This window comes from Jeotgalibaca sp. A122 (genome assembly GCF_052266715.1).
Lineage (GTDB): Bacteria > Bacillota > Bacilli > Lactobacillales > Aerococcaceae > Jeotgalibaca.
Genome location: NZ_JBQPRB010000007.1, coordinates 56,939 through 70,096, shown reverse-complemented (window position 1 = coordinate 70,096; position 13,158 = coordinate 56,939). Strand labels below are relative to the sequence as shown.

The following is a 13,158-nucleotide window of genomic DNA, read 5'->3' as shown; positions in this document are numbered from 1 at the left end:
TCAAGTTATTTTAGCGTATCCCATAATGCTCTTCTTCATCAGAGAACATATAACTCTTGTAATGATAACGCATGGACATAACCAGTCCGATTGCCATCATATTTCCCAATAGTGCAGAACCACCTTGCGAAATAAAAGGAAGTGGGATACCGGTGATCGGTAGTAAGCCGATTGTCATGCCTACGTTCTCAAGTACGTGGAAGAGAATCATCATGATAACTCCTGTACTCATGTATGCATAAAATTCGTTTTTAGTGTCGAAGCAAATGCGTACCATTTGATAAATCAGCAGGAAGTAAACAAAAATCAGGAAACATCCTCCCACAAATCCAAAGTTTTCACCAATCGTTGAGAATATCATGTCCGATTCTCGTACAGGCACATACACTTCGGATGCTCCCAAACCTTTCCCGAACAAACGGCCAGAACCGATGGCTTTCATACTTTGTGCAAGTTGGAAAGCATCTCCCCGGCTATCTTCGAATGGATTCAGCCAGGAATCAATACGGGCAAATTGATAAGGCATAAATCCCAGGTTCAGAAGGATGTCCCGGTTATAAACAACTAAATAAATCAATATACCACCGATTAAACCGATAGCCCCAAAGACTGGTAACAGGATTTTCCAACTCACACCAGACAACAACGTCATTCCGATGATAATAGCCATATAGACGAGCACGGTACCCAAGTCATTTTGGGCCATAATCAAAACGAGCAAAGGCAAGGACCATAAAGCGATTTGAAGCAGCAGCTTCCAGTCAGTGTTAACCGTTCGTTCGGAAGTTTCCATATTGTGTTTCGTTATCACTCTGCCAAGCATCATGATAAGCGAAATTTTTACAACTTCGGAAGGCTGAAATGAAACCGGCCCAACGACAAACCAACTTTTAGCACCTTGAAGCTGATAACTGGTACGGTCATAAAAAATCAGGACAAGGACTAATAATAAAATCCCTAATCCATAAGCTATCGGAGCAAGTTTCCAAAGTTGTTCAGAATCAAACTGCATAAGCACGATGACTGCGATGCCACCAATAATATACCAGAGGACTTGCATGATGGTGGGTCGTAATGATGGCATGCTACTCATCATATAAGTTGTTGAATAAATTGTTACAATACTAATAATTGCCAATAAAAAGACGGATAATATAATTCCATAATCAATTTTGGATACGTCTGAGGCAGGTTGTTTTGATTGATTTCTCATGCTTCTTTCCTTTCTTATAACAGAGACATGTTCAAGTATACATTATATAGAAAAAAGAGCCATAAAAAAAGGGCAAGTCATTTAAGATTTGGTTAGTTCGGTCCGAACAAAAAGGCAACCTCGAAAACGAAGCTGCCCTTTTGTTCTTTATTCACCAATCCAATCGTTAGGATCCGTTTGGCCCGGTAAATAGTTCATTTTAATTTTATTATTTTCTTTCGTCAACGTTCTTCGAAGAGGTTGCTTCTTGAGCATCAATTGCTTGCCACGTTCAGAAAAAATATGGGATACGTATGGAAAATCCTCATCAACTACTAGCTCATCTTGATGCGTATAATCATAGTAGATAACATTGACGGCGCCACCGATAATAAAGACATTACCGAGTAAGAATAGCCAAATCATGAGAACAATGAATACTCCAATTGTACCGGTTCCGATTGATGCGCCACCTGCTATACTGATGTATAGGGAGAATAGCTGGGAAATCAACAAGAAGCCCACTGTCGCAAAAACGGCGCCTGGTAAAGCATACTTTATGCCCCATTTGACATTTGGTATAAAGTAATACACAAAAGCCAAGATCATTATTAATGTAGCAAACGCAATAATCCAACGTACTTGTTCAAATGCTGTGATGACTCCCAGTATGTCAACGGGAAGCAACGATTGGACAAGTTCCAGAATTTCACGCCCGAATACAAAGATAAATGCGACAACCGCCATTAACGATACCATAAGAACTGCCGTCAAGAATGAAAAAATCCGCGTGATAATGAAGTTTTTTCGTGGCTCAGTATCATACACTTGATTTAAAACCCTTTGAAAGACGGAAAAAGCTTTAGATGCTGGCCACAATGAAATGATGACCCCTAACGAAATAGCTCCCCCACTTCCCCCACTTAGATACCCTTCCAAGATTGGCAGAATCACTGTACCCACTTCATCCGGTACAGCCATTTGAACATATTCCAAAATCTGTTCTGTCGGCAACGGCAACAAAGGAATTACATTTGCCAGTGCTAAGAGAACAGGAAACAAAGCCAGTAAGGTATAGTAGGCTAGCTCCGCTGATTGTCTTCCAACTTCAGCCCTTTTAAAATGTTTCTGCGCAATCTTGATGGTCTCCGAAAAAGTATAATTTTTCATAGATACCACCTCTTCTTACTTTTCTACGCTAATCATATCAAAGTAAGAAGCTGGAAAAAAGCAAAACGATTATTCGGTAACTTTTACAATCCAGCCTTCAGGACCTTCAAGATCCCCGAATTGAATGGCAGTCAGCGTATTATACAATTGACGTGTTACTGGGCCAACTTCTGTTTCTGAATAGAACACATGGAAATCGTCGCCGTTCTGAATGCCACCAATTGGAGAAATAACTGCAGCAGTTCCACAAGCGCCCGCTTCTTTGAATTCATCCAAACCATTCAAATAAACATCTCGTTCGGATACTTTCAGACCGAGATTGTGCTCAGCCAAGTGAAGTAAAGAATATTTCGTGATACTTGGCAAAATAGATGGTGAGTACGGTGTCACAAATTCATCATCATGGGTGATAGCAAAGAAGTTAGCTGAGCCTACCTCTTCAATTTTTGTATGTGTGGCTGGATCGAGATAGATACAGTCACTGAACTGACGCTCATGAGCTAAATGCCCCGGTAATAAACTGGACGCATAATTACCACCTACTTTAGCTGCACCAGTTCCATGCGGAGCAGCGCGGTCATAGTCGGAAACAATGAAGTTTGTTGGAGTCAGACCACCTTTGAAATAGGGACCAACCGGCATCACGAAAATCGAGAAAATATATTCTGAAGCAGGTTTTACTCCGATATTTTCGCCAACACCAATCATGTAGGGACGAATATAAAGAGTAGAGCCAGATTCGTAAGGTGGTACCCATGATTCATTGGCTTTAACGACTGCTTTTACAGCTTCTACAAACTTGTCAACTGGGTATTCCGGCATCATCAAACGTTCGCAACTTTTTGTCATGCGCTTGCCATTTTCATCAGGACGGAACAATTGAATGCTTCCATCTTTTGTACGATAGGCTTTCATGCCTTCAAATACTTGTTGACCATAATGTAGAGCTGGTGAGCCTTGGTTAATCGTAACAGTATTGCCGGTATCCAACGTACCCTCGTCCCATTTTCCGTCTTTCCAGTAACTGATGAAGCGATAATCTGTATCCATATATGCAAATCCTAAATTTGCCCAATCAAGATTTTGTAACGTTTTTTCAACCATTTTTTATATCCCCCTATTAATTAACTGAAAGTGCCATATCTCCAACTGCAATTTTCTTTTTGGCATATAGAACTTTGTTTACTGCCAAAGTGATCAGAATCGGTAGAACCGCGCCACATAGTAAGTATACTCCTAATGCATACCAACCATTATTATTAATGATAAACAGCGGTGCAACCAAGGAACAGAATCCCATCCCGCCCATCGCAGGGATTGTTGTAAACCCAAAGCCAATTGTCGCTAAAGGACCTACGATTGCTGATGATAATGTTGGACCAATCAAAATTGCTGGATTCTTAATGATATTTGGAAGTTGAACTTTCGGCGTACAGATCCCTTGAGCCAAATAGCCACCTAAGTCATTTTCTTTAGCCGAAACAACAGAGTAAGCGAAATATTGTGCCGTGGTTCCAATTAACATAGCACCATTTGATACCGGATCAAGTGCCAATGCAACGGACAAAGCTGCTGAGGAAGCTGGTGACATTAATAACAGTCCCCATACAACGGAAAGAACGACTGATCCAACAAGAGGATTACTGGCAACAGCACCCGAAATAGCTGTACTTATTGTCAACACCAAAGGTCCCATGAACTGTGCCAAGAAAATGGCTGCAACACCACCAACTGTTAAAGTTACAACTGGAATTGCCATCATGTCAAGAGGTGTTTTCCCTGTTACTTTCTTACCAATCCAGGTTGCGATTGTACCGGCTAACAAAGCTCCGATAGGTTCTCCCCCAATAATCGTCATCATGCCTTCCGATCCCATTTGAATCGCACCACCACCGATAGCAGCTACTGCCATGGCACTAAAAATCGTTAATGTATTTCCACCCTCCATGACTGCGATACCTGCACCTAGCGCCGGAGCCAAAAGTACTTTTGCAACGCCACCAATCGTTACCAATAAAGGAATATTGGCCATATTACCAATTGTTTCTAAGAGGAAACCAACCCCAATAGTCAGAAAGACAGCATTTGCAATCCCCGATGATACTTTCAATGAATGTGTCTTGATATACTCTGTTGTTTTACTCATAATAATTTCTCCCATGATAACTATTTTTAATCGCATCTCGTAAATTTAGCATCTTTATCCTGCTCTAGCGCTAGAAAAAACAGGATAAAAAAAGATGAGCCTCTCAATTGAGAAGGGCTCATCCGTAAAAGAGCCCTAAACAACAGTAAATAGGACTCTTAATTTTGCTGGTTGGCAAATTAGAATCCTAGGGCTCGACTAAAATAATGACGAAAGAAGGTGTTGAAAATGCAGTTAGATCTTGAAGTGATGGTATCATTGCCTGAGTCGAAGTTTTCTTCATTTTCATTACCTCCTTTGTCGTACTTGATTTTGATTATGTTGTTATTCTAGACTCTCGATTAGGATAAGTCAACCCTTTTCTAACCTTTTCCTAATCTTTTTATCGACAAAAATACACTAATATATCTTTAGCGTTTTCATTATGCGAAAAAAAGGAAGCCCCGGATGACTTCCCAAGGCTTCCTTTTTGTTATTTTCTGACGCGTTTGGACCAAAATCCGCCCCGCACATATTTGGGGTCTGAAGAAAATACAAATGCTTTTTCGTCAATTTCCAAAATCTGGCTAACCAGATGACGCTCTTTTTTACGAGTGGCAAGAACATTAAGGACCATACGACTTCCGTGACGTCCTCGTGCCTGCGTAATGGTAACGCCATAGCCCTCTTCCCATAATTTCTCGGCCATGCGGTTGTTTTCGTCGGCCGTCATAACCGTCACCATCGTATAACCTAAAGCCAGCCAATCCTCTATTTTGATTCCAAGGGCAATACCTACCCCGTAGCCAATAGCATAAGAAGCTAAATTAAGAGGATTGTCCAAACTACTCATCACGATACTCAATCCCGTCACATAAATGACAATCTCAATCATGCTGAGTAAAGGTGCCAATACCCGGTACCCTTTCATCGTAAGCATCAAGCGGATGGTACTCAAAGTGACATAAACAAAACTTATCAAGAAAATTTGCAAGATTAAACCTAGATTCAAACTAACACTCCTTATTCCGCTGGATAATCGACATATTCTCCTGTAACGATATCCATTTGCTGTACAGCTTTTGTATCATCATTGTATTTATACATACCCATTAAACTGGCTGTTTCTTCTTGATTTTCACGAACCTCAATTGTTACAATATTTCCTTCAATCGGATGAATCATAAACAGATAGCCGTCCTCTTCAGCATAACCCGTTAAATCAGAAATAGTCGTCACGGCACGATCAATCATGGCTGCTTCGTCTTCGTTTAATTGTGTTTCCGATTCGCTTTCGCTTGTTTCTTCTGGTGTCGACTCTACACTTGATGTTTCTTCACTGGAAATTACTTCGCTTGATTCTATAATTTCAGAAGATTCACTGTTGATTACCTCTGACTGGGATTCAACTTGAGATTCTGTATCTGAACCTTGATCTAAACTACCACCACACGCAGCCAACACGAATGATGCTGCTAGTAGCATGGACCATTTTTTTACTGTCTTCATACTTTATGACCTACTTTCAATATTGGTTTATTTATATTATACATTAAGTTGCCTCTTTTGTTTCTCTTAAATCAAATTCAGCCACATTTACAGGGCCACGCATGATTTGGCGGACAATTCTTAAGTTCCCATCTTTATCACTCTGCACATGCCAACGAACAAGTATGATTTCTTCTCCAATTAACTCCAAAGCAGTGATAATCGTTGGGTAAACACAGCATCCCGTATTAAAATAGGGTAAAGCATTCTTTTTAGGGAACTTGAAGCGGTGCGTATGCCCACAGATAAGAATCATTTTATTTTCAGCAATCCATTTGGAATAATTTTTCTCGATTTTGTGTCGCCTACTAATATTTTTGACAGGGCTGGAGGGATTTCGAATTCCAAAAGCATGCAAAAAGCGCCAAAAATATTTTAAGGAAAGCATGGTAAGTCGCCAAAACTGGTCATTCGGTGCATCACCTTGATGGCCGTGGACAGTCAATATTTCCTGACCCGTGCGTTCATTCTTTAATACCAAAGCTTCAATCGGTTTTAAATCAGGCAAAAAATCGAAAAAAGTCTCATGGTATTCGTCGTAGTTTGTAAAATAGTGTTCTTCGACGTATGCCGGATCTTTAAGATAGATATTATGATTGCCCCACATCATAATGAATCGATCGTCATCATAAAACTTCTTTATCGTCTCGAATACCCCCGGATGGGCATTTTTTATATGCTTAAAATCTTGGTACTCCCAAAGTTCATCGCCATCACCAGCTTCAACATACGTATAATCGTTTTGATAATAATAATCAAGCGCATATTGAAAGATATTCCGGTTACGTGCAAACTCATCCGACAAACTGCCATCCCCACGATGGTGGTCGCTGATAAACACATATTTCGTTGTTTCATCAAACTCTTTTACTACAGCCCCTTCATAGGCGCCGTCTAACCTTTGCTTTGTAAACATACTCTCACTCCTATATGTTTCCATGTTAGTTTAAGTATACTTCAAACACGATAAAATCCAAAAAGATTCCGGTTGCGGTTGGAGATTTTTTGGTGGATATGTCGAGATATTTATTTTTTCAATAAAAGAGACACTTTCCGCTTAAACGGGAAGTGCCCTGAATTTTATTATTATTTAATAACCAGTTGGGTCTGCTCATTGAAGTAACTGCGATAAGCTAAGTAGCTCGCTATCATGGTTGAGAATGCCGTTGTCGCAACAATCATGAACATGACGACAATTTGATAACGGATGGCTTCGGTTGGATCAATACCTGCGAACATCAGCCCGGACATCATACCCGGTAAACTAACCAAGCCGACTGTTTTGGTGCTGTCCACGGTTGGCGCTAGGGCTGCCTTGATACTTTCTCTGACAATTGCTTTTGAGGCTTGTGGAGCCGTAGCACCCAATGCCAAACGTTCGAGAACTTGTTGGCGTTGATCGGTATATTTTGAATGCATGGTGCGGTATCCAATTCCAATGGCTGTCATGGCACTACTCGCCAACATCCCGGTTATGGGAACAACTTGTGATGGCGTCCATTTCAACGTCCCCGAAAAAAGTAAAACAAGAAGTGAAACGATTGTCCCAACACTTATGGCAGCTAAGGAAATTGGAAAGGCATTTACAATATTATTTGCCCGTTTGGAGGCGTGGTAGGCTGCATTGAGGATAATGAATCCCGCCATTACCGAGGTGACAAATAAATTATTCAAATCAAATACATAGCCAAGAACATAGCCGATAACGAATAATTGAATAACTGCTCGAACAGCCGCGATGATAATATCCTTACCTAGTTCGAGTTTCTCTTTACGATCGATGATAAGTGCAATAACGATTAAAAAACCTGATAATACTAAAGACATATTTGAAATTGATAGTTCTTTCATTTTACAATACCCTCCAGTTGCCCTGCTCTCATTTCCAGCGTATGTTTAGCATTTTTGATTTCTTCAGCATTGTGAGTCACCCACAATACAGTCACACCATCTTCGCGGTTCAGACGCGCAATCGCCTCCCCAATCACCTTGCGATTTTCCGCATCCAAAGCACTGGTTACTTCATCCAATAAAAGTATTTTTGGTGTAAATAAAACATTTCGTATCAAAGCAATCCGCTGCTTTTCACCCCCGGACAAGGAGGTGATTTTTTGATTCAGGTAAGATTCGGATAACTGTACCTTTTTTAATAAATCAATCGCCCGTTCACGATCAAATGGCTGCTCCCTAATTTCATAAGGAAATGTAAGGTTCTCTTCTACTGTTCCACCGAATAATGAAGCGTTTTGGAATGTATAGGACACTTCTTTTCGATAATCCGGCAAGTTATACTCTGACAAAGATTTTCCCTTATAATAAATTTCTCCTGAAGTCGGACTCAATAATGACCCTAATATTAATAATAACGTACTTTTCCCACTACCTGAAGAACCTTTGATTGTTAGAAAATCCCCTTCCTGAACTGAAAAGGTAACATTTTTAAGAATATCTTTCTCCTCAACAACATACGAAACATTTCGAACTTCTAGAATTGTACCCATCTCATCACTCTTTTCATTGTATTCACTTCTTTCATTATACATTATAATCATTCTAATTTGGTAGTAATTGGATTGTTCACGGGGAAATCTCCCACCTTTCATTTTCCAAATTTGTTACAATAATGATGGTATCTAAATTCGAACTTTTAATGGAGGTTTTAAAATGGCAACAGGAACAATATTGGAGTGGACTTTTATTTCAGAATGCAGCATTCCTAAAGATGTGAATAATATTTTAATCGAGGGCGAACAAGCAATTGCTGCCTACCAAACAATTCGGGACAATGCAGTCTTTACCAATAAACGTATTATCATCCGAGACTCCCAAGGTATCACCGGTAAAAAAGTAGAAATGTACTCTATCCCTTATTCTTCAATTAATATGTGGTCCACTGAAAATGCAGGAACATTATTTGATTTCAACGCTGAAGTCGAATTATGGACACGTGCGGGAAACTTCAAAATCAATTTGAAAAAAGGCGTCGACGTGCGTACATTTGACAAATTGATTGCTGAAGCTATTCTCTAGATTTTGATTTCACTATTTTTCTGAGTGAGATGAAATGATTAAACCATTTGGGCCTTAAATTTTATGTCAAATGGTTTAATTATTCAGAATAAAACCATTTCGCCTTAATTTTTTGCCTCAAATGGTTTAATTAACCATTATTAGACCATTTTAATCTAAATGTAAGGGCCAAATGGTTTAATTAAATGACAAAATAAAAAAAAAGCTATCCCCCATTATGGTGGGAATAGCTTTTTTACTACACAGGGGCTAAATTTCAGCCTCATATGGAGATGGCGGGAGTCGAACCCGCGTCCAAACATATCGGCACTTCCAAGTCTACGCTCATATCCGAACTATTTGGATTTCGCTTCCGGCTAGCCGTTCAGCAGGCATTACAGGAAGCTAACCTGATTAATCTCTTCCGATTCCTCCAGGTGGAAAGTCACGGCGTAGTCCACTAGTTATGGGACCCTTACTTGAGCACATGGACGATGCCAAGAGGATCTTAGCTAGCTGTTATTAAGCAGCGAAAGCTAAAGTGTTATTGTTTGTTTTGTCAGTTATATTTAACTGGAACGTTTTAACGTAGTCGTAACCTACGAAGCGCGTCAAAAGCTCGACCTATGCCTGTCGAATCCGTAACATCCCCTCTATAAAAATAAAGGGTACTCTTACTGAGTACCCTTTATTATACACCTTTTTTGGTTATTTTCAAGTTTTAGGCTTTTCCAGTGGAAGCTCATCGTCTTCATCAATATCTGTTGGGATAACTTTATGAACTTCAGGCTCTTTTTCATCTGGATGAACATTTTCAGGAGCAAAATGTTCAATACTGTTGAATTTCTCTAAATGGTAAAAACCATCATAGTAACTAACCACGGAAATGCTGGCATTATCCAAGTGGCGATCAATTTGGAAGTCTGGAATCAAGGCGTGAATCATATTGCGGATTGTCATACCATGACATACAACAAGTATGTTTCGGCCCGTTTCACGGTGTTCACTGATTAATTTAATTAACCCTTTTTCTACACGCATCCAAAAGGTTAAATAATCTTCAGCTTCGTGATAAGGATCCATTGCGCGCATACCATTCAGTTCTTCAACCACTGATTTATTATCCTGGTAATCCATCCCATCCTCGTATCCAAGGAATTTCCATAAGTTGCCCCATGTTTCCTTGGCGTCCAAACCTTCAAAAGATCCAAAGAAAATTTCCCTAAATTCAGGCATGGCTTTTACAGCTGGTGTATCTTTATGTTCATTTTCATTTAGGATGATTTGTGCGGTTTCAAATGTTCTTCTCAAATCACTGCAGTACACGGCATCGAACTTAATGTTTGATAAACCAGCGCCACTGCGTGCCACGTCTCTTTTTCCTCGATTGGTAAGTGGTGTGTCGGACCAACCCTGCATCCGATTATATTTATTCAAATATGTTTCACCGTGACGCATGAAATAAAATGTAACTCCTTTAGACATAATCCACCTCTAGCTCATTTATTTACTAACTTTCTCTACTAATCTACCATCATAGTAGGCTGCAAGCAAGGCTTGTAAGTCATTTACTTGTTGCATCAAGCGTACGCCTACATCCGTTTCGCGTACGGTTTTTCTCTGTAATTCCTTGTCAACGATACGTCTGGTCGACACAATATCAATTTCATTTACCATCGCATCCTGAACAGACGTAAAGGGTTGGTGAGATACCAACTGCATACCGAAGGAATTATACAGCAGTGTATAACCAGCTAAACCTGTTGTTGATTGATAGGCTTTAGAGAAACCACCATCAATGACAATTAATTTTCCGCCTGCCTTCAAAGGGTTCTCCCCACGATTTTCTTTCACTGGTGTATGCCCATTGATGATGTGCCCTTTACTTGGATCCAATCCAAACTCGGTCAAAATCATGTTGCACATTTCAACATTATCGCGTTGTTTATAATAGGCATTTTTACGTTCGACATGGGTGGCTTTATCCTCAATATATAATCGCTCGAATGTCGTCATTTTGTCCTTGCCGAATAGCGAAGAAGCCTTTCCTTCCCATTGATACCACATATAATCGGAATAACGTTGATTATCCGAGCCAGACTCACGGTTCAGGTAACCTTTTCTTAAAATATCTTCATATTTATCAAGTAACGCTTTACCCTTGTAGGATTTGTTATTGATTGTCATTGACATGAAAGTCATGTCATCATTCAACGGCACACAACCATGGAACAGCAAATTATCGTTGTAGCGAAGATATAGTGAACCTTTGCTATACAGGAACTGAATATGTTTTTGGAGACGTTCACTGTTCAAGAAACCTTCCATAAGACGCTTCACTACCATTTTTTCATCCTCTGTCAGAGCATAGGGATCGTTTGGATCGATAGTCGGGAAATAATTGCAGCGAAGCGGGTATATTTTCCCATCAATACTAACGGTACCGGCCTCAAAATCAATCTTGTCTAGGAATAAGCTATTTTCCATTTCAAATTCAGGATGGCGTTTAATGATATTTCCTTCCAGCTTGAATTGGATGATGGAAATAGCTTGATTCATTTTTGCGATTTGGCGAATTTCTTCCGGGTATATTTTATCTTCAGAATCCGGATTTATTTTTGGTAAAAACGGTTCATAGCGATCTTCAGGGTAACACATTTCCGAGAAAATCATCAATGGGCGTAGTGAGATACCATAAGCATCTTCAATAATTTCCAGATTATCATAACGGGCACAAATACGAATCACGTTTGCCATGCAGGCAGCGGAACCACTGGCTGCTCCCATCCATAATACGTCATGGTTTCCCCACTGAATATCAAGTTCATGGCCATCCATTAATGTATCGATGATTTTATCAGGATAAGGTCCCCGGTCATAAATATCTCCCACCACATGAATATGATCGACGACCAAACGTTGGATAACATGGGCAAAAGCCGCAATCAACTGTTTACCACGATTTAGGGAAATGACGGTATTAATGATTTTGTCATAATAATGCTCTTTATTGGACATGATGGTATCTTTGAACAGCAGTTCCTCAATAATATAAGCATAGTCTTCTGGAAGTGCTTTTCTAACCTTGGAGCGTGTATACTTTGATACAACAAAAGCACATAATTCAGTGATGCGTGTCACTGTTAACGTATAAAATTCTTCGATTTCCTCGCGCGTACTTAGTTCAGAAACAATCAAATCCACTTTCTCATCAGGATAATAAACGATGGTAGCCAATTGATTCATTTCTCGCGTGCTAAGACGACCCTGAAATATTTCCCTGATTTTTTCCTTCACGTTCCCGGAACCATTTCTCAACACATGTTGTACGGCATCATATTCCCCATGCAAATCACTTATGAAATGCTCAGTAGCTTTCGGCAAGTTCATGATTGCTTCGAGATTGATGATTTCCGTCACTGTATCTGCAATAGTCGGATACTGCTTCGATAATAACTTTAAATATTTATCCTTATCTACAACCACAGAAACCACCCTTTTTTTCATTTAACTATCATTATTTTGTAATTTACCCTTCTATCATATCTTTTTAATGGTAAAAATAACAGACCCAAAAACAAAATAATCAAATATTATCATAATATCCATCAAAAAAGACCCAGAAATTAATCTGGATCCCTCTTTACTAGCGATTCTTTAATGCACGATCGATTTCGCGCTTCATATCTTTTTGTTTTAATGCTTCACGCTTATCGTACTTCTTCTTACCTTGTGCCACGCCAATTAATACTTTGGCAAACCCATCCTTCAAATACACTTTTAATGGAATAATGGTTGTTCCTTGCGTTTTAACTTCACCCGCTAGATAATTTATCTGCTTTTTGTGAAGCAACAACTTGCGGCTACGAAGTGGATCATGGTTAAAAATGTTCCCTTGTTCAAATGGACTAATATGCACATTTTGCAGTAATGCCTCGCCATTATGGACGGAAACATACCCGTCGCGTAAATTTAGTTTACCATTACGGATTGATTTGATTTCAGTCCCTTTTAATACGATACCTGCTTCAAAGGTTTCCAAAATAGTATATTCATGACTTGCCTGACGATTTTGTGCTAGTACTTTCCCTTCCCCTTTTGGCATATCCCCAAC

The 13,158-nt window shown here is 39.6% G+C and carries 13 protein-coding genes and 1 other RNA gene; 1 reads left to right on the top strand and 13 read right to left on the bottom strand.

Annotated elements, in window-relative coordinates; all coding sequences use genetic code 11:
• Window positions 1-10 precede the first annotated feature (10 nt).
• The 9 genes from ACTU7M_RS08805 to ACTU7M_RS08765 all read right to left on the bottom strand — a co-directional run bounded on the left by ACTU7M_RS08805 (window position 11) and on the right by ACTU7M_RS08765 (window position 8,578).
• A complete protein-coding gene (locus ACTU7M_RS08805; RefSeq protein WP_443474020.1) occupies window positions 11-1,213 on the bottom strand; it encodes an FtsW/RodA/SpoVE family cell cycle protein in 1,203 nt (400 codons plus the stop codon).
• A 147-nt stretch (window positions 1,214-1,360) separates the two neighbouring features.
• Complete coding sequence (locus tag ACTU7M_RS08800) at window positions 1,361-2,362, bottom strand: YihY/virulence factor BrkB family protein (protein ID WP_443474019.1); 1,002 nt, start codon at window positions 2,360-2,362, stop codon at window positions 1,361-1,363.
• Window positions 2,363-2,431: 69 nt separating this feature from the next.
• Window positions 2,432-3,466, bottom strand: a complete 1,035-nt coding sequence (locus ACTU7M_RS08795; RefSeq protein WP_443474018.1) for a branched-chain amino acid aminotransferase — start codon at window positions 3,464-3,466, stop codon at window positions 2,432-2,434.
• 16 nt (window positions 3,467-3,482) lie between these two features.
• Window positions 3,483-4,508: a PTS transporter subunit IIC gene (locus ACTU7M_RS08790; RefSeq protein WP_443474017.1), complete on the bottom strand. Its 1,026-nt coding sequence runs from the start codon at window positions 4,506-4,508 to the stop codon at window positions 3,483-3,485.
• A gap of 472 nt (window positions 4,509-4,980) precedes the next feature.
• Complete coding sequence (locus ACTU7M_RS08785; RefSeq protein ID WP_443474016.1) at window positions 4,981-5,499, bottom strand: DUF2179 domain-containing protein; 519 nt, start codon at window positions 5,497-5,499, stop codon at window positions 4,981-4,983.
• An 11-nt stretch (window positions 5,500-5,510) separates the two neighbouring features.
• Window positions 5,511-5,996 (bottom strand): hypothetical protein, encoded by a 486-nt coding sequence (locus ACTU7M_RS08780; RefSeq protein WP_443474015.1) that lies wholly within the window; start codon window positions 5,994-5,996, stop codon window positions 5,511-5,513.
• 43 nt (window positions 5,997-6,039) lie between these two features.
• On the bottom strand, window positions 6,040-6,951 hold the full coding sequence (locus tag ACTU7M_RS08775; RefSeq protein WP_443474014.1) for a metallophosphoesterase: 912 nt from the start codon (window positions 6,949-6,951) through the stop codon (window positions 6,040-6,042).
• Between the two features lie 170 nt (window positions 6,952-7,121).
• Window positions 7,122-7,886: an ABC transporter permease gene (locus tag ACTU7M_RS08770; protein WP_443474013.1), complete on the bottom strand. Its 765-nt coding sequence runs from the start codon at window positions 7,884-7,886 to the stop codon at window positions 7,122-7,124.
• Complete coding sequence (locus ACTU7M_RS08765) at window positions 7,883-8,578, bottom strand: ABC transporter ATP-binding protein (RefSeq protein WP_443474012.1); 696 nt, start codon at window positions 8,576-8,578, stop codon at window positions 7,883-7,885. The genes ACTU7M_RS08770 and ACTU7M_RS08765 overlap by 4 nt, the downstream gene beginning before the upstream one ends.
• Before the next feature lie 121 nt (window positions 8,579-8,699).
• Here ACTU7M_RS08765 and ACTU7M_RS08760 point away from each other — a divergent pair, with 121 nt between their 5' ends.
• Window positions 8,700-9,065, top strand: coding sequence for a PH domain-containing protein (locus tag ACTU7M_RS08760; RefSeq protein WP_443474011.1), 366 nt, complete (start codon window positions 8,700-8,702; stop codon window positions 9,063-9,065).
• Between the two features lie 264 nt (window positions 9,066-9,329).
• Here the strand turns inward: ACTU7M_RS08760 and ssrA are convergent.
• The 4 genes from ssrA to smpB form a co-directional block, all read right to left on the bottom strand.
• Window positions 9,330-9,696, bottom strand: a transfer-messenger RNA (tmRNA) gene (ssrA, locus tag ACTU7M_RS08755).
• Window positions 9,697-9,758: 62 nt separating this feature from the next.
• Window positions 9,759-10,529 carry a histidine phosphatase family protein gene (locus ACTU7M_RS08750; protein ID WP_443474010.1) on the bottom strand — a complete coding sequence of 257 codons (771 nt, stop codon included), beginning with the start codon at window positions 10,527-10,529 and terminating at the stop codon, window positions 9,759-9,761.
• Between the two features lie 18 nt (window positions 10,530-10,547).
• Window positions 10,548-12,530 (bottom strand): fructose-1,6-bisphosphatase, encoded by a 1,983-nt coding sequence (locus ACTU7M_RS08745; protein WP_443474009.1) that lies wholly within the window; start codon window positions 12,528-12,530, stop codon window positions 10,548-10,550.
• A gap of 160 nt (window positions 12,531-12,690) precedes the next feature.
• The gene (gene smpB, locus ACTU7M_RS08740) at window positions 12,691-13,149 is read right to left on the bottom strand and encodes an SsrA-binding protein SmpB (RefSeq protein ID WP_443474008.1); all 459 of its coding nucleotides are present in this window, start codon (window positions 13,147-13,149) and stop codon (window positions 12,691-12,693) included.
• Window positions 13,150-13,158 lie beyond the last annotated feature (9 nt).